Source organism: Tardiphaga sp. 42S5, assembly GCF_034044155.1.
GTDB classification, from domain to species: Bacteria; Pseudomonadota; Alphaproteobacteria; order Rhizobiales; family Xanthobacteraceae; genus Tardiphaga; species Tardiphaga robiniae.
Genome location: NZ_CP139027.1, coordinates 6244203 through 6268164 on the forward strand (window position 1 = coordinate 6244203; position 23962 = coordinate 6268164).

The 23962-nt window shown below is 62.1% G+C and carries 20 protein-coding genes and 1 tRNA gene; 7 read left to right on the forward strand and 14 right to left on the reverse strand.

Features of this window, described 5'->3' with window-relative positions:
* Positions 1 to 3: 3 nt before the first annotated feature.
* On the reverse strand, positions 4 to 735 hold the full coding sequence (locus tag SFY93_RS29125; RefSeq protein WP_089265827.1) for an amino acid ABC transporter permease: 732 nt from the start codon (positions 733 to 735) through the stop codon (positions 4 to 6).
* A 232-nt stretch (positions 736 to 967) separates the two neighbouring features.
* Entirely contained in the window at positions 968 to 1885 is a 918-nt protein-coding gene (locus SFY93_RS29130) for an amino acid ABC transporter substrate-binding protein (RefSeq protein WP_092145870.1), read from the reverse strand.
* A 161-nt stretch (positions 1886 to 2046) separates the two neighbouring features.
* On the opposite strand from SFY93_RS29130, the gene SFY93_RS29135 reads away from it, so the two are divergent.
* Positions 2047 to 3465, forward strand: a complete 1419-nt coding sequence (locus SFY93_RS29135; RefSeq protein ID WP_320445545.1) for a DHA2 family efflux MFS transporter permease subunit — start codon at positions 2047 to 2049, stop codon at positions 3463 to 3465.
* Here SFY93_RS29135 and SFY93_RS29140 read toward each other — a convergent pair.
* The 3 genes from SFY93_RS29140 to cpdR all read right to left on the reverse strand — a co-directional run bounded on the left by SFY93_RS29140 (position 3425) and on the right by cpdR (position 4981).
* Positions 3425 to 4243 (reverse strand): gamma-glutamyl-gamma-aminobutyrate hydrolase family protein, encoded by an 819-nt coding sequence (locus SFY93_RS29140; RefSeq protein ID WP_320445546.1) that lies wholly within the window; start codon positions 4241 to 4243, stop codon positions 3425 to 3427. The two genes, SFY93_RS29135 and SFY93_RS29140, sit on opposite strands and share 41 nt — an antisense overlap.
* 175 nt (positions 4244 to 4418) lie before the next feature.
* Positions 4419 to 4493 (reverse strand) — tRNA-Val (locus tag SFY93_RS29145).
* Positions 4494 to 4621: 128 nt separating this feature from the next.
* Positions 4622 to 4981, reverse strand: coding sequence for a cell cycle two-component system response regulator CpdR (gene cpdR / locus SFY93_RS29150; RefSeq protein WP_015669438.1), 360 nt, complete (start codon positions 4979 to 4981; stop codon positions 4622 to 4624).
* Positions 4982 to 5273: 292 nt separating this feature from the next.
* On the opposite strand from cpdR, the gene SFY93_RS29155 reads away from it, so the two are divergent.
* From SFY93_RS29155 to hisN, 3 genes are all read left to right on the forward strand, one after another.
* Complete coding sequence (locus SFY93_RS29155; protein ID WP_320445547.1) at positions 5274 to 6161, forward strand: N-formylglutamate amidohydrolase; 888 nt, start codon at positions 5274 to 5276, stop codon at positions 6159 to 6161.
* A gap of 227 nt (positions 6162 to 6388) precedes the next feature.
* On the forward strand, positions 6389 to 6553 hold the full coding sequence (locus SFY93_RS29160; RefSeq protein ID WP_175367776.1) for a Flp family type IVb pilin: 165 nt from the start codon (positions 6389 to 6391) through the stop codon (positions 6551 to 6553).
* Positions 6554 to 7172: 619 nt separating this feature from the next.
* Positions 7173 to 7955 (forward strand): histidinol-phosphatase, encoded by a 783-nt coding sequence (gene hisN, locus SFY93_RS29165; RefSeq protein ID WP_320445548.1) that lies wholly within the window; start codon positions 7173 to 7175, stop codon positions 7953 to 7955.
* Between the two features lie 77 nt (positions 7956 to 8032).
* Here the strand turns inward: hisN and SFY93_RS29170 are convergent, their stop codons facing one another.
* From SFY93_RS29170 to SFY93_RS29195, 6 genes are all read right to left on the reverse strand, one after another.
* The gene (locus SFY93_RS29170) at positions 8033 to 8716 is read right to left on the reverse strand and encodes a cysteine hydrolase family protein (RefSeq protein ID WP_320445549.1); all 684 of its coding nucleotides are present in this window, start codon (positions 8714 to 8716) and stop codon (positions 8033 to 8035) included.
* A gap of 26 nt (positions 8717 to 8742) precedes the next feature.
* Positions 8743 to 9678: an ABC transporter permease gene (locus SFY93_RS29175; RefSeq protein WP_320445550.1), complete on the reverse strand. Its 936-nt coding sequence runs from the start codon at positions 9676 to 9678 to the stop codon at positions 8743 to 8745.
* Between the two features lie 71 nt (positions 9679 to 9749).
* Positions 9750 to 10847, reverse strand: coding sequence for an ABC transporter permease (locus tag SFY93_RS29180; protein ID WP_320445551.1), 1098 nt, complete (start codon positions 10845 to 10847; stop codon positions 9750 to 9752).
* Complete coding sequence (locus SFY93_RS29185; RefSeq protein WP_320445552.1) at positions 10840 to 12342, reverse strand: ABC transporter ATP-binding protein; 1503 nt, start codon at positions 12340 to 12342, stop codon at positions 10840 to 10842. Before SFY93_RS29185 ends, SFY93_RS29180 begins: the two co-directional genes overlap by 8 nt.
* A gap of 18 nt (positions 12343 to 12360) precedes the next feature.
* Positions 12361 to 13428, reverse strand: coding sequence for a BMP family ABC transporter substrate-binding protein (locus SFY93_RS29190; RefSeq protein WP_320445553.1), 1068 nt, complete (start codon positions 13426 to 13428; stop codon positions 12361 to 12363).
* Positions 13429 to 13619: 191 nt separating this feature from the next.
* Entirely contained in the window at positions 13620 to 14513 is an 894-nt protein-coding gene (locus SFY93_RS29195; protein WP_320445554.1) for a LysR substrate-binding domain-containing protein, read from the reverse strand.
* Positions 14514 to 14604: 91 nt separating this feature from the next.
* On the opposite strand from SFY93_RS29195, the gene SFY93_RS29200 reads away from it, so the two are divergent.
* Positions 14605 to 15357, forward strand: coding sequence for a sulfite exporter TauE/SafE family protein (locus SFY93_RS29200; RefSeq protein WP_320445555.1), 753 nt, complete (start codon positions 14605 to 14607; stop codon positions 15355 to 15357).
* On the opposite strand, the gene SFY93_RS29205 is transcribed toward SFY93_RS29200, so the two are convergent.
* On the reverse strand, positions 15358 to 15996 hold the full coding sequence (locus SFY93_RS29205) for a LysE family translocator (RefSeq protein ID WP_320445556.1): 639 nt from the start codon (positions 15994 to 15996) through the stop codon (positions 15358 to 15360).
* A gap of 12 nt (positions 15997 to 16008) precedes the next feature.
* Positions 16009 to 16956 (reverse strand): alpha/beta fold hydrolase, encoded by a 948-nt coding sequence (locus SFY93_RS29210; RefSeq protein ID WP_320445557.1) that lies wholly within the window; start codon positions 16954 to 16956, stop codon positions 16009 to 16011.
* A 200-nt stretch (positions 16957 to 17156) separates the two neighbouring features.
* Here SFY93_RS29210 and SFY93_RS29215 point away from each other — a divergent pair, with 200 nt between their 5' ends.
* Entirely contained in the window at positions 17157 to 17633 is a 477-nt protein-coding gene (locus tag SFY93_RS29215) for an Hsp20 family protein (RefSeq protein ID WP_320445558.1), read from the forward strand.
* A gap of 108 nt (positions 17634 to 17741) precedes the next feature.
* Here SFY93_RS29215 and SFY93_RS29220 read toward each other — a convergent pair whose 3' ends face one another.
* A complete protein-coding gene (locus tag SFY93_RS29220; RefSeq protein ID WP_320445559.1) occupies positions 17742 to 18587 on the reverse strand; it encodes a hypothetical protein in 846 nt (281 codons plus the stop codon).
* A 546-nt stretch (positions 18588 to 19133) separates the two neighbouring features.
* Between SFY93_RS29220 and gltB the strand changes: the two genes are divergently transcribed.
* Complete coding sequence (gene gltB, locus SFY93_RS29225) at positions 19134 to 23891, forward strand: glutamate synthase large subunit (RefSeq protein ID WP_320445560.1); 4758 nt, start codon at positions 19134 to 19136, stop codon at positions 23889 to 23891.
* Positions 23892 to 23962: the final 71 nt, after the last annotated feature.

Consider the following 23962-nt stretch of genomic DNA (forward strand, 5'->3'; position numbering starts at 1 on the left):
CGCTTATTTCCCCTCGTTGAAGCCGGGGATCGCCAGGCGCTTTTCAAGGATGCGCATTCCGATCGTCACGACGGCGCTGAGGACGAGGTAGATGGCGGCCGCAGCCGAGAAGGCCTCGAACACCTGGAACGAGAATTCCTGCATGGACCGCGCCCGTGCCGTCAGTTCAAGCACACCGATGGTGAGTGCGGGCGCCGTGTTCTTGATGGTGTTGAGGAATTCGGAGGTCAGCGGCGGAAAGATGATGCGATAGGCCAGCGGAAGCAGGATGTAGCGATAGGTCTGCCAGGTGGTGAGGCCGATGGCCGTGCCGGCCATGCGCTGGCCCTTTGGCAGTGCATTGATGCCGGCGGTGATCTGTGCGGCGACACGCGAGGACATATAGAAGCCAAGCCCGAGCATCGCCGCAATGAACGGCCCGTTGCGCAGTTGCTTGATCCAGATGCCGAGATCGCCGGGCAAAAGTTCGGGAATGACGAAGAACCAGATGAAGAGCTGTACCAGCAGCGGAATGTTGCGGAACATCTCGATATAGGCATTGCCGACAAACACCGCCCAGCGCGCAGGCAGGGTCCGCATGATGCCGATCAGAGAGCCCATGACGAACGCGATGAACCAGGCGCAGAGTGCGAGCAGGATCGTGACCTGAAGGCCGCTCATCAGCGAGCCAAAATAGGTCCCCGTCGCATCAGGCGTCTGATCCCAGAAGATTCCCCAATTCCAGTTATAGTTCACGCATTCACCCCCACGCGCCGTCCCCAAGCCAAAAGCCCATGCAATGGCCGGGCCATTGCTTCTTCCCTCGCCCCGCCTGCGGGGGGGGAGGGTGGATCGAACGACCGAAGATCGTTCGAGAAGGGTGAGGGGGAGCCAGTGTTTTACTCGCTGCCTCCCCCTCACCCTTCTTACTCGCGCTACGCGCATGTAAGACGACCTCTCCCCGCAAGCGGGGAGAGGTAAGCAAGAGTTAGTTGGCTGCGTAGGCGTCGGGATCAGGCGAATCCGACGGGCTGGCGAACGCCTTCTTCTGCTCGGCTCCCATCGGAACGTTCAGATTGAGACCCTTGGGCGGGATCTTCTGCGTGAACCACTTGTCATAGATCTTGGCGCCTTCCGGGCTCTTGTAGAGCTCGGCAGTGGCCGCATCGACAACCTTCTTGAACGGCGCATCGTCCTTGCGCAGCATGATGCCGTAAGGCTCGGCCTTGGAGAATGCGTCCTTGGAGATCACATAGGCACTCGGATCGCGCGCACCGGCAGCAAGGCTGGCAAGCAAGATGTCATCCATTACGAAGGCCACAGCACGGTCGGTCTCAACCATCAGGAATGCTTCGGCGTGATCCTTGGCGGGAATGACGTTGATGCCGAGATTGCGGGCGGCATTGGCTTCGGTGAGCTGCTTGATATTGGTGGTGCCGGAGGTCGAGACCACCGACTTGCCCTTGAGATCGTCGATCTTGTCGAGCTTGCTGGCCTTCTTCGAGACGAAGCGACTGGCGGTCAGGAAGTGCGTATTGGTGAAGGCAACCTGCTTCTGGCGATCGGCATTGTTGGTGGTCGAGCCGCATTCGAGGTCGACGGTGCCGTTGGCAATCAGCGGAATACGGGTGGCCGAGGTGACCGGATTGAGCTTGACCTCGATCTTGTCGTTCTTCAGCTCTTTCTTCACCGCATCGACGATCTTGTAGCAGATGTCCATGGCGAAGCCGACGGGCTTCTGGTTGTCATCGAGATAAGAAAACGGCACCGAGGAATCGCGGAAGCCGATGGTGATGGCGCCGGTGTCCTTGATCTTCTTGAGCGTGCCGGTGAGCTCCTGAGCGCCCGCCTGCGTCGTGCAGACCGCCGCGGCGATCATGGTCCCCAACAGAAAAATTCGTTTCATAGTCCCTCTCCTCAACACAGTCCGATCTCACGCCGAACGACTCTCTTTCCGAGCGTCCCGGCGCGACCGCCCGGGATGCTTGCACAATCGGGGCCAAAACGGAATTGCCCGATCGGACGACAATAGTTTGTTCTGACATCCCGTTCCCGTACAACCCGGTCATGAGCAACGCCCTGCATGCGCTTTGTGACGCAGGCGCCGCCGGCGCCATGGAAAAGATCGATGATATCAGCCATCCCGGCCTGGTAATTGCCACCACGATTCTGGCCTCCAGCCTCGCCTTTATCGACGGATCGGTGGTGAATGTCGGACTTCCGGCCATTGCAGCAAGTTTTCAGGCTGATGCCGTCGACCTGCAATGGGTGATCAATGCCTATCTGTTGCCGCTTAGTGCACTTCTTTTGCTCGGCGGTGCAGCAGGCGACCGCTTCGGCCGCCGCAGACTTCTGATCTGGGGCGTTGGCCTGTTTGCGCTGGCCTCGCTGGCCTGCGCTGTGGCGCCCAGCCTGCCTCTGCTGCTGGCCGCGCGTTTCCTGCAGGGTATCAGCGCGGCGATGCTGATGCCGAACAGCCTGGCGATCCTCGGCCAGACGTTTTCCGGCGAAGCCAAGGGCCGCGCTATCGGCATCTGGGCTGCCAGCGGCGCTGCCGCCGGCGCGCTCGGACCGGTGTTGGGCGGATGGCTGATCGACGTCGGCAGCTGGCATCTCATCTTTCTCATCAATGTGCCGATCGCATTGGCGGCAATGGCGCTTGCCTGGCTAGGCGTCCCCCGCGATCGACACGACAGCGACGAGCCGCTCGATAGTCTCGGCGCCATCCTCGCGACTGCGGGACTTGGCCTGACAACCTGGAGTCTGACCGAAGCTACGTCTCATGATTGGACGGGTTTCACGCTTGGCGCGCTTGCCGCAGGCCTCCTGCTCTTGCTTGTGTTTGTGTGGATCGAAGGCCGCAAAGGCGAACGCGCGATGATGCCGCTTGCACTGTTCGGGTCCGCCAGCTTCGTCGGCCTGACACTGCTGACCTTCTTGTTGTACGGCGCACTCGGCGGGCTGTTCGTCCTGATGCCTTTTCTCCTGATCGAAGCAGCCGGCTACACCGCGACACAGGCCGGTGCCGCGCTGCTGCCCTTACCGCTGGTCATCTCTTTGACATCACCGCTCGCTGGCTCGCTCGCAGCCAGAACCAGCCCGAGGATCATGCTGACGCTGGGACCGGTGATTGTGGCGATGGGTTTTTTGCTGGCGCTCCGAATCGGTCCCGACACCAGCTACTGGACCAGCGTCTTCCCCGCCATGGTCGTCATCGCCATCGGCATGGCTGGCGCTGTCGCACCTCTGACGACGGCCGTGCTGATGTCCGTCGATGCGCGTCACACCGGGTCAGCATCGGGCTTCAACAGCGCGGTCGCACGCACGGGCGGCCTTGTGGTCACGGCGCTGATCGGATCGGTCATGGCGGCAAAGGGGCCGGCGCTGATCACCGCATTTGCAGCAGCGACGGTCGCAGGTGCCGTGCTTTGTGTCGCAGCCGCGCTCAGCGCATGCGTGCTGATAGCGGCGCGACCGCAGCCGTGACGCCGCGCTGCCTCCGGCCAGCCACCGCCTCGCCGAAGGCCTGAAAGAGCGTACGATTGATCGGATTGATCTGCGGGTCATATTCGGCGTGCCATTGCACACCGAGCGCGAAGCTCGGCGCATCGGCAATACGGATGGCCTCGATCGTGCCGTCCTCGGCAATACCCTCGATCACCACCCGCTCGCCGGGGATGTCGATGCCCTGACCATGCAGGGAATTGACCGTGATGGTCTCGCGCCCCAACAGGCTGGCGAAGGTGCCGTTGCTGGTCAGATGCACATCGTGGCGATCGGCGAATACGACGGCAGGGTCGGGATGGATCTCGCCATTCTCGAGCCGCGGCATGCGATGATTGATGCGGCCGGGAATCTCGCGGATCTCGGGATGCAGCGAACCGCCGAACGCAACGTTCATCTCTTGCAATCCGCGACAGATGCCGAAGATCGGGACCCCGCGCGCGACACAAGCTTCGATCATGGCCAGAGCCACCGCATCGCGGCCATTGTCATAGGGCTCGTGACGGGCATGGGCTTCCATGCCAAACCGGGTCGGGTGGACATTGGCACGGGCGCCGGTGAGCAGGATGCCATCGACCAGATCGAGCACCTGGCCGATATCGGTGATGTCGGGGGTGCCGGCAAACATCATCGGCAGGGCATTGGCCACTTCCGCGACCGCACGAAGGTTGTTTTCTCCGACCGCCTGGACGGAGAACCTGTTCTCAATGCGATACGCGTTGCCGATCACGCCGATTACCGGCCGGGTCTTCGTTGGCATCAGCTTCCGGTCGAAAAGTGCTGGACGGTTGAGCTATAGCCGAGTCACGGCGTGAACACGACTGGTTCCGAAATAAAACTGTCACCAGGCGGAGCATTCGGGAAAGAAACGTCTCCCGACGCCTAAAAAGGCGCCAATCTGGCATCGTTCGGAGGATTTAGCCGACGGTTTTGGATGGTGGGCGCGACAGGGATCGAACCTGTGACCCCTTCCATGTCAAGGAAGTGCTCTCCCGCTGAGCTACGCGCCCTAAGAACCGGTCGTTACGGGTGTGGGGTCTATAACGGGTCAAACCCGGACAAGCAAGGACGGCGGAGGGCCAATCCTTGCCTGATTTGCAGGAAATCCAAGAAAGAAATCCAGGAAAGCGGGCTGCCCTCAGGCCGCCAGCATCTTGTTCACTTCGCTGACCAATTCGCGCAGGTGGACCGGCTTGGACAGGACCTTGGCGTTTTTCGGCGCTTCCGAGTCGGAATTCAGCGCCACGGCGGCGAAACCGGTGATGAACATGATCTTGATGTCTGGGTCGAGTTCGCTGGCGCGGCGCGCCAGTTCGATCCCGTCCATCTCCGGCATCACGATGTCCGTTAGAAGCATTTCAAAGGGTTCCTCGCGGAGTCTCTGATAGGCTGACATCCCGTTATCGTGGTGCGACACCTGAAAACCGGCGTTTTCCAACGCCTTCACCAGGAAGCGGCGCATGTCGTTGTCGTCTTCTGCGAGAAGGATTTTGTGCATGGCGGTTGGATGTCGAACCCGAATGAGAGGACCTGTTCGCCCACTAAGCCCGAGGTCTGGTAAATTTCGGGTGAAGGTGATCAGCACAGACTGTGCATAAGCGTCTCAAGATGGTGCGCCAGAACGTCGTGAAACACAACAAATGAGCGCGTTTCTCGCGATCGCCGCGCCTGCGGAAGGTTTTTAACTTGGCAGACTTGTTTCCGTTATCGACAATGCAGCCTCACAAAGCACCGGTTTTCTGCCAGACTGGGCAGACCGAAGAACGCGGCTGCAGGGACGATGCGCGACGATGACCCAGTTTGACGGTGAGCTGTCGCCTCCCTTCGAGATCGTCGAGCCGGCCAACTGGCGCGCCCCGATCATTTTCAATTCCCCGCATTCCGGCTCGGTCTATCCAGCGGAGTTTCTCAGTGCGTCCCGCATCGACGTGACGGCACTGCGCCGCTCGGAAGATTCGTTCATGGACGAATTGATCGCGGGATTAAGCGATCGCGGCTTCCCGGTGGTCCGGGTGCACTTCCCGCGCTCCTATGTGGACGTCAACCGCGAGCCTTATGAGCTCGATCCGCGGATGTTCAACGGCCGCCTGCCCAGTTTTGCCAATACCCGCTCGATGCGGGTCGCCGGCGGCCTCGGCACGATTCCCCGGGTGGTTGGCGACGGCCAGGAGATCTATCGCGAGCGGCTCGACGTCGATGACGCCCTCACCCGGATCGAGGCGCTGTACAAGCCGTACCATCGCGCCCTGCGCCGCCTGATCAACAAGGCGCACCAGACATTCGGCACGGTGATCCTGGTGGATTGCCACTCGATGCCCTCGATCGGAATTTCCCGTGAGGAGCCGCGCCGCCCGGACGTGGTCGTCGGTGACCGCTATGGCACTAGCTGCGCCACTATCCTGGCCGAGGTGGTCGAAGGCACATTCGGCGGCCTCGGCTATTCGCTGGGCCGTAACAAGCCCTATGCCGGCGGCTTCATTACCGAGCATTACGGCAACCCGGCCAGCGGACTGCACGCCATCCAGATCGAGCTGAACCGGGCGATCTATATGGACGAACGCCGCCGTGAGAGGACAGCGCGCTTCGATCAGATTGCTGCCGATTTTACCGTTCTAGCCGATGCGCTGGCGAAGATCCCGCTGGACAGCCTCGGCCCGTTCCAGGCCGCCGCCGAATAGGCCGGGGCCAAACATCTCGCCGGGGTTCGAACCTTCACTCAATCAGATGGGGGATTTGGAACCGTGACCGCCGGGTCACGGCAGCGCTTGTTTCCTGCGACAAATTGTCAATTTTCGCTGGATTTAGAGATGGGGCAGAGTTTTACCACCGGGATTAATACAACTTTAGGTTATCCCCACCAGCGTGGTTCCGCGGATTGGAACCGCGTAAAATGGCAGGAGAGAACATGAAGAACATGATCAAGAAATTCTGGTCGGACGAATCGGGAGCGACTGCGATCGAATACGGGCTGATCGCCGCCGGCATCTCGCTGGCCATCATCGCCGTCGTCAACGGCCTCGGCACCAACCTCAACGGCAAGTTCACCGAGATCAACGGGTCGCTGAAGTAACCGTCACGACGTGGACACCGGCTTGAGGTTCTCAGCCGAATAAGTCTTGCTTGACGACTGACGTCGCAATGGGCCCGAGGCTGTCGGGGTGCCAGGCGACGAGCAGGCCAGGCAACATAAAGACAATCGCCGGCAGCCACGTCGGCACGCCGTGATGCAAAACTCCTCCGACAAGAAAAAAGGGCCGCTTGCGATAGCAAGCGGCCCAAGTCTAGGGAGGAAACGCCCAAGGAGGGCAGCGATAGCGCAAGCGCTACCGCACCGCAACAATATGCAGCCGCGACGCACCAAGTGCAAGAGTTTTCGGGCAAATTTCCATGCAAATTTCGCATGGTGATCGCACCGTTCAGGCATAGGCGTCATAATTTCTATTAGCAGAATCAATGCGATATAGAAATGACAGTAGCTTTGACCTATTTAAGAAATGATCTCAAATTCATTCTATTGGCCAATTTCTGATGCCGGACATCAGAAATCTTAGGGAAATCGCAATCCGATTCAGTGCTGTGGCTTAGGGGAATCGCAGAGAGATTTCGATCACCGCAGATGCGAGTCGTTGCCCTGCGCTGTATAGGAAGCGACACGTCCCCATCCAGCAGCCGCAACAAAGGACCTCTCCGTGACGGTCATCGACTTCAACGCCTTCATTGGTCGTCTTGCGACCTCGTCGGGCGAGACCATCCTGCCGTTCTTTCGCACCTCGCTGAGTATCGACAACAAGAACAGCACCGATTTCGACCCGGTCACGGAAGCCGACCGCGCCGCCGAAGCGGTGATGCGCCGGCTGATCAAGGCCAACTTCCCCCAGCACGGCATTGTTGGCGAGGAATTCGGTACCGAACGCGAAGACGCCGAATATGTCTGGGTGCTCGACCCGATCGACGGCACCAAATCCTTCATCTCCGGCTTTCCAATCTGGGGCACGCTGATCGCGCTGCTGCATCGGGGCACACCGGTCTATGGCATGATGCACCAGCCCTATATCGGCGAGCGCTTCAGCGGCGACAGCGGTTCGGCGCGCTACCAGGGCGCCAACAACACCACCCGCAGGCTTGCCGTGCGCCGTTGCGCATCGCTGAAAGACGCGACTTTGTTTACGACCAGCCCGCGGCTGATGAACAACGCCGATCGCGCGAAATTTCAGGACGTCGAAAAAGGTGTGCGGCTGACGCGCTACGGCGGCGATTGCTATTCCTATTGCATGCTCGCCGCTGGCCATCTCGACCTCGTCATCGAGACCGAGCTGAAGCCCTACGATATCGCAGCCCTGATCCCGATCATTACCGGCGCCGGCGGCGTGGTGACAACGTGGGAGGGCAAGCCCGCGCAGAACGGTGGCCGCATCGTCGCTGCAGGCGACCCGCGCGTGCATGAGGCCGCGCTGAAACTGCTTCAGGGCTGACCAATCCGCTCGGCATCGAGGGCATTGGCAAGGCCGGTGGCATCAAGACCCGCCCTGATGCAGGCGTTTTGCACTCGTCAGACTGCCTGACGTCTGTCCCATTCGCCAAGCAGATCGCTGGAATCTGTCACCAGGCCAAGATGCAGCGACACCATCGCCAGTGCAGCGGCTTCCAGGTGGTCATCGGTGCCGCGCACCAGGTCGCGCAACACGATAACCCGGTAATTGTGGTTGCTGGCATCGAAAGCAGTATTGAGCACGCAGCAATCGGTGAAGCCGCCATCGAGCACGATGGTCTCGACCCGCATGTTGCGCAGCAGGAAGTCAAGATCCGTGGGATAGAAGGCCGACAATCGCTTCTTGGTCTCGACGATCAGGTCATTGGGGCCGACATGGGTGACGAACTCGGTCCACTTCGACCCCTCGATGGCATGAGCATCGCTGTTCGGAATCCCGCCGACATGTAGCGGAAAGGTGCGCCGCCACGCCGAGCTGATGCCTTTGATGTCATCGACACCACCGCGCCGCAGTACCGAGCGGACGTGGATGATCGGGACCCCGAGCGCACGGGCCCGCTCGTGGAAGGCGTCGATCGGCGCCACCACGTCACGGGCGCGCGGTGCCGGGCAGGGACAATCCGGCGAATCATCGAGATGGCCGCGATGCATATCGATGGAGACCACCGCGGTTTTCTTCAGGTCGAGGTAGTCCTCGAATTCCTGGCCGGTGTCGCGCGGTTTGCCGTAGACGTAAATCTGCATGGCTTCCTCCTCAAACAAGGATGCGGCTATCGCCGCTCTTCCCGCACGTGCGGCTGGCCGAGTGCGCCGGGTTCCTCGCTATCGCGACGGTTCTTGGCACCGACCCAGATCATCACGCCGATGGTTGCGAGATACGGCAGCATCAGCATCAGATATTGGGGCACGCGGATGCCGGCGGCAGCAATGCGCGGGATCACCGCCTCGATGCAGCCGAACAGCAGCGCGCCCCATAGCGCCGGCCACGGCGCCCAGCGCGCGAACACGACCAGGGCCACCGCTATCCAGCCGCGACCGCCCGACATGCCCGTCACCCATAGCTTGACGCTGACCACCGAGATGTAGCCGCCGGCAAGACCGATCAGGGATGAGCCGGCGAGGATGGCCAGAATCCGATGCAGCGATACGCTGACGCCGGCAGCATCCGAGGCGGCGGGATTTTCGCCGACGGCGCGCAGCCGTAGCCCGAGCATCGTCCTGAACAGCACAAAGTTGACGGCAAGGAAGATCAGGACGGTAAGGTAGACAATGGGATCCTGCACGAAGAATATCCGGCCGATGACCGGGATTTCCGACAGCGGCCAGATATTCAGATTGCCGAGGCCGGCGATCTGCTTGTTCTGCCATTTCGCCATCGTACCGATCAGGCCGGTCAGACCCTGACAGAAGAACACGATGGATAATCCTGCGATTACCTGATTGACGCGCAACACCACCACCAGCACGGCGAACAGCAGCGAGACCAGACTGGCGGCCACCATGGCCACCAGGAGAGCCAGCGCCGGGTACCCGCCGAGCGTCAGGCAGGTCCCAGCTCCCGCCAGCGCACCGATCAGCATCAACCCTTCCGCGGTCAGGTTCAGCACGCCTGAGCGTTCGGAAATGATCAGGCCGAGCGCAGCTAGCGCATAGGGCACCGCGGTGACCGGGGCATTGGCAATCCAGTTGATCAGAAAGTCGTTCATCGGAGACTCGCATACGTCTTCCCGGGCATGATCCGAGCCGAAAACCGGTTTCCACTTTTCGGGGTCATGCGCTAGCGAATCCAGCGCACGCGGTGCCGGATCAGGAATTCCGAAGACGCCACCGCAATCACGATGATGGCCTCGATCATCTGCACCATGGTGAAGGGGATCTGGTAAAACACCTGTAGTGTTTGCCCCGCAATGAAGAGAACCGCGATCAGGAAACCGACCACCGCGACCACGATGGGATCGTTGCGCGACAGGAAGGCGATCAGCACGCCGGAAAAAACATAGCCGCTTGAGAACGACTGCGTCAGGCGTCCCTCCTGGCTGGCGATATTGACGAAGCCTGCCAGACCCGCGCAGGCACCGGAGGCAGCAATCAGGCCCACCATCATGGTCTGCACGGGAACGCCAACAATCTTCGCCATCCGCGGATTGGCGCTGATGAAGCGGGTGTAGAATCCGATCCGGCTGAGATGAAGCAGCCAGCCGGCCACCAACACGCCGGCAATGGCGATGACCAGCCCGCCATTGATACCGTAGCCGACGTCGCCAAGCCGCTCGAACGGCCGGAAAGGCGTCGATTGCGGGAAGGCGGTCTTGGAATCCTGCCAGACGCCGTAGAGCAGATGAAACAGGAAATACATCGCGACATAATTCAACAGCAGCGTGGCAATGATCTCGTTGACGCGAAACCTGGTCTTGAGAAATGCCACCAGCAGCACCCAGAGTGCACCGCCAAGTGCCGCAGCCAGTCCCATCAGCAGCAGCCGCGTCGAGGACGGGCCGATCTCGTAGATCGAGACCGCCGCGGCAAAGATGCCGCCAAAGATCATCTGGCCCTCGATACCGAGATTCCAGAAGCCGATCCTGAACGCCAGGCTGGCGCCGAGCCCGACCAGCACCAGCGGCGCGGCCTGTACCAGCACGCTACGCAGGCTTTCGGCCGAGAGCACGCTGGCGAGTTCAGAGCCGAGCGCCACCGGTGAAATACCGACCATGGCGAGGATGCCGACCGAAATCGCCAGGCCAACGACCAGCGATCCGCCGACGAAGACGGCCTGCTTCCACGGCGACAGATTCTGGCGCACGTCGAGCGTGATACGACCGAACCGATACGACGGTGCGATCAATGGATCGGCCGGCTGGCCGGAAACATCATGCATGATCGACCATAGCACGCCCGATCGCCTGACGATCAGCGGGCCGCTCGAATTCGGCAACCACGACGCCCTTGGTCATGACCCCGATGCGGTCGGACAGGCTGAGAATTTCATCGAGGTCTTCGCTGATGAGCACGATGGCCGCACCACGCTCACGCGCCGCGATCAGCCTCTGATGCACCGCCGCGCAGGCTCGCGCGTCCAGTCCGCGACTTGGACTATGCGCCACCACCACCTTGGGCTCGCGGCTGAACTCGCGGGCAATGACGAGCTTCTGCGCATTGCCACCGGACAGCAGCGATGCCTTCTGGCTGACGCTGCGGACGCCCTGCACGTCGTAGTCCTTCACAGCCGCCATCGCTTCCTTGCGCATCGCAGAGCGATTGACCATGGCAACACTGCCATAGCGGCCGGAGCGAATATGGGCGATGGCGAAATTGTCTGATATCGACAGGCTTCCCGCCAATGCGTAGGCGTAACGATCCGCAGGGATTGCAGCGATGGCTGCCTCACGGCGCGTGGTGTTGCTGGCATGGCTGAAGTCACCCACGCCGTCGAGCCAGATTTCGCCCGAGGTCGGCTCATTGGCACCGATCAAGGCTTCGGCGAGTTCAGCCTGGCCGTTGCCGCTGACGCCGGCGAGACCGTATATTTCACCGCCCCGGACGTGGAAGCTGGCGTTGTTCAGCATGACGCGACCGTCGCCGCGCGCGTAGCAGAGCGCCCCAACATTGAGCCGCGTCGGTCCGCCTGGATGCTGACTGCGCGCGGGCAGCGCCACGGTTTGTCCCACCGTGAGTTCGGTCAGACGCTCCGCGCTGGCCTGGCGCGGATCGAGCGTAGCGACATTCCTGCCGCCGCGCATGATAGTGACCGCGTCGGCATAGCGCTTCACCTCCTGGAGCTTGTGTGTCACCAGCACAACCGCGGTGCCGGACTGCGCCAGCCGGCGGACGATTTTGAGCAAACCTTCGGACTCCACATCGGTCAGCACAGCCGTTGGCTCGTCCAAAATCAAGATACGGACGCCGCCGACCAGTACCTTGACGATCTCGACCTGCTGCCGCTCCGCTACTGTCAACGTCCCGACGCGACGGTCCGGATCCATATCGAATTTGAGTTCGTCCGCCTGTTTGCGGATCGCAGCGCGGATGTCCAGAATTCCCGACGAGAAATGCGGCCGCCGGTTCGCCAGCAGGATATTCTCCGCGATGGTGAAGGGCTTCACCAGCTTGAAATGCTGATGCACCATGCCGATGCCATGCAAGCGGGCATCGGCCGGCCCCTTCAGCGAGACAGCAACGCCATCGATGATGATCGATCCCGCATCCGGCGCGTAAAGGCCGGCAGCAACGTTCATCAGTGACGATTTGCCGGCGCCGTTTTCGCCCAGTAACGCATGCACCTCGCCGGCGCGGCTCTCGAAGGACGCGCCATCGAGAGCCAGCGCACCGTCAAAAGACTTCCGGATGCCGGTAAGTTGCAGCGCCAAAGTCATGACCGATTGATGCCGTCGCTATTTCTGGGCGATCACCCCCGGCACGTACCAGTCCATTTTCCACAACCCGCCATCGTCCAGCGTCTTGCCGGCGGCAACGCGCTCGACATTCGCGGTGTCCTTGATCGGGCCGGTGAAAATCTGCTTGCCGGCGATGATGGCATCGCGTTCGGCCATCACCTTGTCCATGACGTCCTTGGGCACCGCGCCGCTGCAGCAGGCGATATCGGTGCCGCCTTCCTTGATGCCGGGGAACGCCCCATAGGGGTTGGGCTCCCAGTTGCCGGTGGCGACCTTCTTCAGTTCCGGCGCCAAGAACTTTTCCCACGTCCAGACCGACGAGCACAATGTTGCCTTCGGCGCGAATTCGCGGAAGTCGCGATGATGTCCGGTACCGTAGATGCCGCGTTCCTGCGCAACGATCTGCGGCGTCGGCGTATCGACATGCTGGCCAATGACATCAATGCCCTGGTCGGCCATCGCTGATGCCGCAGCACGCTCCTTGACCGGATCGTTCCAGGCACCGGTGAAGACCACTGTCACGGTCGCCTTCGGGTTCATCTTCAGCGCGCCCATCTCGTACGCATTGATGGTCCAGTTCACCGGACCGATCGGATGCGCCGCAACGAAGCCAAGCTTTCCGGTTTTCGACATCGCGCCCGCCACCATGCCGCAGAGATACTGGCTCTCATAGGTGCGGCCGTAGAACGACTCGAGATTGGACCCGTTGGTGGTGCCGGAGGCGTTGAGGAACGCCACTTTCGGATATTTCAGCGACAGCTCTTTGAACGTATCGGAATAACCAAACGCGGTGCCGATGATGACGTTGTAGCCGCGCTGGATGAAGCGCTCGGCCGCTGGTGTGATCTGGCCCGCCACTTCCGGGACATTTTCGACGAATGGAATCTGGATATCGAGCGACTTCTCGATCTTCGGACGGGCCTCATCGAAAGCCTGGGTCCAGCCGCCATCGGTCTTGTCGGCGAAATACAGAAAGGCGATTTTCGGCGGGGCGGGGAGCGTAAAGCCTGCGGCAAGAGCAACTGAAGCTCCAATGGTCGCCGCGGCTGCAATCGCTGGAATCACTGTCCATCTCATCGTGCAAACGACCTTTCCAGTGTGATCATTGAAAATCATCGCACCGTGGCTGAAAATAGCACGCCCGTTGTTTAGCCAAGGGGCAGACATTAAATGTGCAATCGCCAATGTACCGGTAGCTGGATCAAGCGCGGCCGTGGTCCGAAGCCCTGACCGCGGCGCAAATCCGGGACCAAACGTCAGGCCCGCGCTGCGGCACGCAGATGTGCGATCATTTGCTGTGCGGGGCGCGACAATGTCTTCAGGCTGCGATAGCAGATCGCAAGCTTCCGGTTCGCCCAGGGATCGCGAATGCGGATCAGCGCCAACGCCGTCGACCGTGCACAGCGCCGTGCCGCGACTTCAGGCACAATCGCAATGCCGACCCCCGCTGCTGCCATTTGGCACATCGCATCGAAATCCCGCATTTGCGCCCGGTACCGCAACCGTGCCCCGAGTTGCGCTGCATATTTGCCGATGTGATTTTGCAGCGCCGTCGCATTTGTGAGGCCGACGAAGTCGCGGTCGATGACCTCATGGAAATCGATTTGACGACGGCCGGCCAGGTCGCTGCGCGGCGCCGTCACCAGCATCAGCCGGTCTTCGCTGAAAGTGAAACGATCGAGACTGTCCGGCAGCGTATGCTCGGCCGCGAAGCCGAAATCGGCGATGCCGGCGGCGATCGCCTGCGCGATATCGGCGCTCTCGCGCTCCTCGACCTCGAGGCTGACATTGGGGTGTTCGCGCAGGAAGGCCGCCAGCGCCTTCGGCAGATGTTCGGACAGCCCCACCGTATTGGCCAGCATCGATACGCTGGCCTTCATGCCATTGGCATAGGCGGCCATGTCGCCGCGCATGGTCTCCACATTCTGCATGATGATGCGGGCATGGCCGAGCAGGCTCTCGCCCGCCGTTGTCAGCGTGACGCCGCGCCGCCCGCGCTTCAGCAGCGGGACGCCGATGGTCGCCTCCAACCCCTTGATCCGGGCACTTGCCGAGGCCAGCGCCAGGTTGGCCGCACTCGCGCCGCCGGTGATGCTGCGTGCCTCAGCCACCGCCACGAACAGTCTGAGATCGACCAGATCAGCGTGCATCGCCGGCCCTCCAGCCTTCATTATATCCGAAGGCTATCTCCGTAACCTCCGCATTGTGCCTGTCCAGCCGATCGGTCAACGTGCTTGCATCATGTTCGATTCCTCACTCATTCTGATCGCCGCAGTCTTCGCTCTTGCCGGCTTCGTCAAAGGCGTCATCGGCCTCGGCCTCCCGACCGTTTCGATGGGCTTGCTCGCCGTTGCCATGCCGCCGGTGCAGGCGCTGGCCATCGTCATCGCCCCCGCGATCGTCACCAATATCTGGCAGACCTTCGTCGGCGGCTATCTGCGCGACATCATCCGCCGGCTGTGGCCGCTGATGCTCGGCACCGCTTTCGGTATCTGGAGCAGCGGCGGGCTGATGACCGGCCCCTATGCGCGCTACGGCACCGTCGTGCTCGGCATCCTGCTGGTGATCTATGGTGCCATCAGCCTCGTGAAATTCCAGCTAAGCGTCGCAAAACAGAACGAAGGGTGGGTCGGCGGCGTCGTCGGCCTTGTCACCGGTGTCGTCGCTGCCGCCACCGGCGTGCAGGTGATCCCGTCGATGCCCTTCATGCAGTCGATCGGTATGGAAAAGGACGAACTGATCCAGGCACTCGGTGTCTATTTCACCGTCTGTACTCTCGCACAGGCCTTCAACCTCTCCAGCGCCGGTCTGCTGAATGCCTCCATAGCGCTGTCGAGCCTCGTTGCCATGGTGATGGCCTTTGCCGGCATGTTCATCGGCCAGATGGTGCGTATGCGGATGCATCCCGACCAATTCCGCCGCTGGTTCCTGATCGCGATGATGCTGCTCGGCGTCTATCTGGCCGGCGTCGAGACGTGGGAAATTCTGAAGTAATTAACGCGTCTCCAGCATCGCCACGCGGATGCCGAGATAGATGAACACGCCGCCGAGCGCGCGGTTGATCCACACCATTGCCTGACTGGATCGCCGGACGCGGCTGGCGGCTTTCGCAGCGACAATGGCCGTGCCGAGTCCCCAGATCGTGCCCGTGCTGATGAAGATCAGCCCAAGCACGATGAAGGCGAGCGCCTTGCTGGGCGCATCCACGTCGACGAATTGCGGCAGGAAGGCGAGAAAGAACAGCGCGACCTTCGGGTTCAGCGCGTTCGTGAAGGCGCCCTGCCAGAACACCTGCCGAAGCGACAGCAGCGGCTTTTCCGCGGCCTCGTTCGTCGAAACTGTCGATGCCCGCGCACGCAGCATCTGCAGGCCGGTGTAAAGCAGATAGGCCGCGCCGATCCATTTCACTGCGGTGAAAGCATAAGATGACGCCGCCAGCAGCGCCGACAATCCGACCGCCGCGGCGAACACATGGACCAGACATCCCGCACTGATTCCGAGCGCCGCCGCCACGCCGCCGCGCCAGCCCATCTGCACGCTGCGCCCGACGATATAGGCCGTGTCGGGTCCCGGCGTGATGTTGAGCAGGATGCCGGACAGGATGAAGAGCCAGAGGCCGTGGATACCGAGCATGAGTGGCTTTCGTTACTTGAACAGCGGCGTGCCCGGCACGAATGCGTCGAAGGCCGCCCAGAATTGCTGCCGGTAGCGATCCTGCTCCTGCAGGATCTCGTGACGGGAGCCGGCGATCACCAGATGCGAGCCGGCACGCAGGTGATAGGCGAATTCCTCGATGGCCGGCGTCGACACCACCTGGTCGTTGCTGGCCGCCAGCATCAGGATCGGCTGACGGATCTTCACGGGATAGCTGGCCTCGCGAAAGCCGTGCATCCCACGGATCGCCGTATCGGCCCAAGCCACCGTCGGCGAGCCGATGCCGAGCGTCGGATCCTCTTCGAGGATCGCCGCGTTGCGCGCATAGCGCACGGGATCGCTGGTCAGCTTGTTGTTGGGAAATGACGAGGTCCCGACCAGTTCGCCATTGCCTCCGGGAATGTAGTTGCCGCCCTGCCCGGTCCAGCGCATGACGCGCAACAGCAGCCGCGCCGGCAGTGACGTCGAGCGGCCCGGCAGATCGATCATCGGCGCCGACAGCACCATGCGGTCGAACCAGCGCTTGCCGGAATGCGCCACGCGCAGCATCACCGCGCCGCCCATCGAATGCGCCAGCGCAAAGTAAGGCGGCGGGCAATCCGGCATCACCACCTGCTGCACGAAGGCTTCGACGTCGATCTCGAAATCCGAGAAGCTGCGCACATAGCCCTTGCGGCCATCGCGCAACTGCCGCGACGAATGCCCCTGCCCACGCCAGTCGATCATCGCCACGGCGAAGCCGCGGTCGCGCAGATCGCGCACGGTCTCGAAATACTTCTCGATATATTCGCCGCGCCCGCTGAACACGCAGACCGTGCCCTTGCGCCCGGTCGTCGGCGCCCAGCGCGCAAAACGTAGTTCGACGCCGTCCGGCGTCTTGATGGTGCCGGACACGGCGCCCTCGGGAACGGGGTTGGCGGGAATCGAGACGAGCGTCATGGCGGGGGGACCGGTTAGGCGAAAAACGCGGGATTTCAAGGGCGGGAGACAGGTCGGCGCGAATCTTTCGGCCCCCCTTGCGAGCCGCCAGACCCCTCCCATATCAGCTTCATGCAGGCCTCTCTAGGCTGCATGACACGAAAGCCCGGCCCTTATGGCGGGCGGGTTATTGCAACAGTCGCTCAATGGAGGACTATCCTATGCGTAGCTATGATCTCACCCCGTTTTATCGTTCCACCGTCGGTTTCGACCGCCTGTTCAATCTGCTCGATCAGAGCACAGGTGACACAGCGCCGGGCTATCCGCCCTACAATATCGAGCGCACCGGCGAGAATGAATACCGTATCAGCGTTGCCGTTTCCGGCTTTGCGCAGAACGAGCTCTCCATCGTCGCGAAGGAAAATACGCTGACGATCAAGGGCGAGAAGGCCGCCAACGAGAATGGCGCCAAGGCCGAAGTGCTCTATCGCGGCATCGCCGCCCGTGCCTTCGAACGCGCCTTCCAGCTTGCCGATTTCGTACAGGTGAAGAACGCCTCGCTCGAGAACGGCCTGCTTCATGTGGATCTCGTCCGTGAGATCCCGGAAGCCAAGAAACCGCGCAGCATTCCGATTTCTACCAGCGCCGCGAGCGCGCCGCAGGTGGTCGACGGCTCGGCCGAGAAAGTCGCCGCGTAACCGGGACTTTGTAGTGTGAAGTAAGTGTAGTTGTAGAACGAAACGCCCCGGAGCGATCCGGGGCGTTTTTCTTGATTCCTCTCCAAGAGAAGTGCTGGAGGGCCCGGACTATTCCAGCCCCTGCGCAGGCGGCGGCGTTTCTGCGGCGGGCGGTGTCGCAGGCTTTGCTTCTGTTGCCGGCGGAGCCACCGTCGGGGCGACCGTGTCCTTCTTCTCCGGCACTGCCGACGGTGCAGGTGCAGTCCCCGTCGTCTCCGGCGCCTTCGTCTCGGCCGGCTTCTGCTCCGTCACGGCCGACTGCTGCACCGGCACTGCGGCCGGCGGCGTTTCAGGTGGTTTGACCGCCACGGGCGTAGTTTCGGCCGGCGCGACCGGCTTTGCAGGTGCTGCGACCGCGCGCACCGGTGGTCGCTTCGGCAGCGGCACAGTCGTTGCGCGGCTGGCGACTTTCGGCGCCGGCGTTGCCGTCCCGGCCGTAAACGGCGGGCGGCGATATTGCGGCAGGGTCGGCACTGCGCCCTGCGGGCCGTAACGCGTGTCGATTTCCTCGCTCATCCGGTCGCCCATACGATAGGCCGGAATGAAACGCAGAATGCGTCCGCTGCGCGCATCGATCACCAACCGGCCGTCCTCGCCGTCAAGGTCGATCGCCGCGACCGTGTAGATGAGGCCGCGCTGCTGCGGCATCCCGAGGGCAGAGAAGCCGGCCTCGCGCAGGATCGAATAGACCTCGCGCAGCGGCAGCACCGCCAGATCATAGCCGCGGCGCAACACGCCATAGGGGCGCGGCTCCGCATATTCCACGGGCGGCATGGCCGCATAGGGACCGCCGACATCGGATACCTGCGCCACAACGGCAACGTCGCCGCGCATCGGCGGCAGCGCCTGCGCCTGTGCAGCGCCACTCGCCAGCAACAGACCGGCCGAGGCCAGACATCCCACAAGTACCTTCATTGCATGCTCCTTCGACGCCCCCGCGCCCGGAGAGTATTCAACTTCCTGAACCTCACGCTTCGCTCGCCTGCCAGCACCGCTGCCACAGGCGTTAACGAGCAATGCGCAACCTCACCGCTGAATCCGGCAGCCCTTGGGCCAGCCTTTGGCCGGAACGCGGCACCTCCGGGCTGAATGTGTCCACGCAGCTTGGACAATTTGGCATGCGTTGTTGCTATGCGACGACGGACTCAAGCGCGCTTGTGTGCTAGATAAAAATTTGGCAAAGTCCTGGTTAGGACAGCATCACTGTCGCAATTTTTGGTGGCAAATCCGGCACAGGGTTTGCAACATAAGCAGGCGTCGCGACTAAAAAACACGCCTGCTGAGACGAAATGCCTTTAAGGCGAGATATGGGGTGGCCGCCGGGGACGATGGGCACCACCAGTCTGAATTCTGAAAACGAGGCTCGCAAGACGCGCGAGCGGTAGCCCGAACGGGTTCCGCGAGCGTCAAAGGTGCGCCGACAAGGGTGGCAGAACCCCGACGGGGGTTGAGAGGACGAAGATGAGCGGATCAGAGCACGAGCGCCAATTGATCGAAACCGGCACGCATTCGGCGGCCCCGGCTATCAAATCGGCTCACGTGAAAGACACCGCCATCAAACCGGAACTCCATACCTACCGTCCGCCGGCGCTGGGCCTCTATGACCCGTCGCAGGAAAAGGACGCCTGCGGTGTCGGCTTCATTGCCAACATCAAGGGCCGCAAGTCGCATCAGATCGTGTCTGACGCGATCAGCATCCTCTGCAACCTCGAGCACCGCGGCGCCACCGGCGCAGATCCGCGCTTTGGCGACGGCGCTGGTATTCTGGTGCAGATCCCGCACAAGTTCTTCGTCCGCAAGACGGCGGAACTCGGCTTCAGCCTGCCGGAGCCTGGCCAATACGCCATCGGCGCGCTGTTCATGCCGCGTGATACCGCGTGGCGGAAAGTCATTCAGGGCATCATCGGCGACCAGATCAAGGCCGAAGGCCTGAAGCTGCTCGGCTGGCGCGACGTGCCGACCGACAATGCGTCGCTCGGCGAAAGCGTGAAGCCGACCGAGCCTGCCAACATGCAGGTCTTCATCGGTATCGGCAAAGCCAAGATCGCCGACGAGGACGAGTTCGAACGTCGTCTCTACATTCTCCGCAAGTCGATCTCGCAGGCGATCTATCAGCGCCGCGAGCGCGGCCTCGCCGGCTACTATCCGTGTTCGATGTCGTGTCGCACCATCATCTACAAGGGCATGTTCCTCGCCGACCAGCTCGGCAGCTACTATGCCGACCTGCACGAAGAGGATTTCGAAAGCGCGCTGGCGCTGGTGCATCAGCGCTTCTCGACCAACACCTTCCCGACATGGTCGCTCGCGCATCCGTACCGCATGGTCGCGCATAACGGCGAAATCAACACGCTGCGCGGCAACGTCAACTGGATGGCGGCGCGTCAGGCGTCCATCGAGTCCGAACTCTATGGCAAGGACATCAGCCGTCTGTGGCCGATCTCCTATGAAGGCCAGTCGGACACTGCCTGCTTCGACAACGCGCTGGAATTCCTGGTGCAGGGTGGCTACTCGCTGCCCCACGCCGTGATGATGATGATTCCGGAAGCCTGGGCTGGCAATCCCCTGATGGATGAGCAGCGCCGCGCCTTCTACGAATATCACGCCGCGATGATGGAGCCGTGGGACGGTCCTGCTGCGCTCGCCTTCACCGACGGCCGCCAGATCGGCGCGACGCTGGACCGTAACGGTCTGCGCCCCGCACGTTATCTCGTCACCAAGGACGACCGCATCGTGATGGCGTCCGAAATGGGCGTGCTGGCGATTCCGGAAGAAGACATCATCACCAAGTGGCGTCTGCAGCCAGGCAAGATGCTGCTGGTCGACCTCGTCCAGGGCCGTCTGATCCCTGACGACGAGATCAAGGCGACGCTGGCCGCAAGTCATCCCTATAGCGAGTGGCTTGAACACACCCAGATCGTTCTGGAAGAACTCCCGGACGCGGCGGCCAAGGGCCAGCGCTCCAACCTGCCGCTGCTCGATCGCCAGCAGGCCTTCGGCTACACCCAGGAAGACGTCACCATCCTGCTGACGCCGATGGCGTCGCAGGGCGAGGAAGCGTCGGGTTCCATGGGCACCGACACGCCGATCTCGGCGCTGTCGAGCAAGCCGAAGCCGCTGTTCACCTATTTCAAGCAGAACTTCGCGCAGGTCACCAACCCGCCGATCGATCCGATCCGCGAAGAGCTCGTCATGAGCCTCGTCTCGATCATCGGACCGCGGCCGAACCTGTTCGACCTGCAGGGCGTTGCCACCACCAAGCGTCTCGAAGTGCGCCAGCCGATCCTGACCGACCAGGATCTCGAAAAGATCCGCTCGATCACCGATGTCGCCGAGTCGCACTTTGTCTCGCGCACCCTCGACACCACCTTCCATGCCGGTTTCGGCGCGGCAGGCATGGAGCAGGTGCTCGATGAACTCTGCGCCCGCGCCGAAGCCGCGGTGCGCGAAGGCGTCAACATCATCATCCTGTCCGACCGCATGGCCGGCTCGGATCGCATTCCGATCCCGTCGCTGCTGGCCTGCGCCTCGGTGCATCACCATCTGATCCGCACCGGCCTGCGCACCTCGGTGGGCCTCGTCGTCGAATCCGGTGAACCGCGCGAAGTGCATCACTTCGCCTGCCTCGCCGGTTATGGCGCCGAAGCGATCAACCCGTATCTGGCGTTCGAATCCATCATCGCCATGAAGGACCGGCTGCCGGTGCAGCTCGACGACTATGAAATCGTCAAGCGCTTCATCAAGTCGATCGGCAAGGGCCTGCTCAAGGTCATGTCGAAGATGGGCATCTCGACCTACCAGTCCTATTGCGGCGCGCAGATCTTCGACGCCGTCGGCCTGCGTCAGGAATTCGTGACCAAGTACTTCACAGGCACCCACACCAAGATCGAAGGCGTCGGCCTCGCCGAAATCGCCGAGGAGACCGTGCGTCGCCACAACGAGGCGTTCGGCGAGATCCAGATCTACAAGACGGCGCTCGATGTCGGCGGTGAATATGCCTATCGCAGCCGTGGTGAAGACCATGCGTGGAATGCGGAGTCGGTGTCGCTGCTACAGCATGCCGTGCGCGGCAACTCGCAGGATCGTTATCGCGCCTTCGCCAAGATCCTCAACGAACAGTCCGAGCGTCTGCTGACGCTGCGCGGCCTGTTCAAGATCAAGACGGCCGAGGACGAGAAGCGCAAGCCTGTGTCGCTCGACGAAGTCGAATCCGCCGCGGACATCGTCAAGCGCTTTGCGACGGGCGCCATGTCCTACGGCTCGATCTCGCGCGAGGCGCATACCACGCTGGCCATCGCCATGAACCGGATCGGCGGCAAGTCGAACACCGGCGAAGGCGGCGAGGAGTCGGATCGCTACAAGCCGATGCCGAATGGCGACAGCATGCGTTCGGCGATCAAGCAGGTCGCGTCCGGCCGTTTCGGCGTCACCACGGAATATCTCGTCAATTCCGACATGATGCAGATCAAGATGGCGCAGGGCGCGAAGCCCGGCGAAGGCGGTCAGTTGCCCGGCCACAAGGTCGACGCGACGATTGCCGCCGTGCGCCACTCGACCCCGGGCGTTGGTCTCATTTCGCCGCCGCCGCATCATGACATCTATTCGATCGAAGACATCGCGCAGCTGATCTACGACCTCAAGAACGTCAATCCGACGGGCCAGGTCTCGGTCAAGCTGGTGTCGGAAATCGGCGTCGGCACGGTCGCCGCGGGCGTCGCCAAGGCGCGCGCGGACCATGTGACCATCGCCGGCTTCGAAGGCGGCACCGGCGCATCGCCGCTGACCTCGATCAAGCATGCGGGTTCGCCGTGGGAAATCGGTCTTGCCGAAACCCATCAGACCCTCGTGCGTGAACGGCTGCGCAGTCGCATCATTGTCCAGGTCGACGGTGGCTTCCGCACCGGCCGTGACGTCGTCATCGGCGCGCTCCTCGGCGCCGACGAATTCGGCTTCGCCACCGCGCCGCTCATCGCGGCCGGCTGCATCATGATGCGCAAGTGCCATCTCAACACCTGCCCGGTCGGCGTCGCCACCCAGGATCCGGTGCTGCGCAAGCGCTTCACCGGCCAGCCCGAGCACGTCATCAACTACTTCTTCTTCGTCGCCGAGGAAGTCCGCGAGATCATGGCCCAGCTCGGCTATCGCAACTTCGACGAGATGGTCGGCCAGGTGCAGATGCTCGACCAGTCGGCCCTGGTGTCGCACTGGAAGGCCAAGGGTCTCGACTTCTCCAAGCTGTTCGTGCGCCAGCCCGAACTGCCCGGCCAGAAGATCTATCACACCGAGGATCAGGACCATCACCTGGAAGCCGTGCTCGATCGCGAGTTGATCAGGCAGGCGCAGCCCGCGCTCGACCGCGGCGCGCCGGTGAAGATCGACACCAAGATCAACAGCACCAACCGTTCGGCCGGCGCCATGCTGGCGGGCTCGGTGGCCAAGATCTATGGCCATGCCGGCCTGCCCGATGACACCATCAAGGTGTCGCTGAAGGGCACCGCCGGTCAGGCCTTCGGCGCCTGGCTGTGCAAGGGCATCACCTTCGATCTCGAAGGCGAAGGCAACGACTATGTCGGCAAGGGTCTCTCGGGCGGCAAGATCATCGTGCGCCCGCCCGCCCATTCCGCCATCGTTCCGGAAGAGTCGATCATCGTCGGCAACACCGTGATGTACGGCGCCATTGAAGGCGAATGCTACTTCCGCGGCGTCGCCGGCGAGCGTTTCGCCGTGCGTAACTCCGGTGCTGTGGCCGTCGTCGAAGGCGCAGGCGATCACTGCTGCGAATACATGACCGGCGGCATCGTCGTGGTGCTGGGCAAGACCGGCCGTAACTTCGCAGCCGGCATGTCGGGCGGCGTGGCTTACGTGCTCGATGAAACCGGCGACTTCCCGAAGCTGTGCAACATGGCGATGGTTGAACTCGAACCGGTCCTCTCGGAAGAGATGATCGCCGAGAACACCTATCACCACTCCGGCGATCTCGAAGCCCATGGCAAGGTTGACGTGTTCGCCAACCTGCTCGACTCCGATATCGAGCGTCTGCATGTGCTGATCACGCGTCACGCGAAATATGCCGGCTCGGCCAAGGCTGTGATGATCCTCGCGGACTGGAAAACCTGGCTGCCGAAATTCCGCAAGGTGATGCCGGTCGAGTACCGCCGCGCGCTGCGCGAGTTAAAAGCGAAAAGCGCCGAGGCCGAACCGCAGATCGCGATCGGCGCGTAAGGAAAAGGCCCTCATGGTGAGGAGGCGCGCAGCGCCGTCTCGAACCATGAGGGACAAATCACGCATCCTTC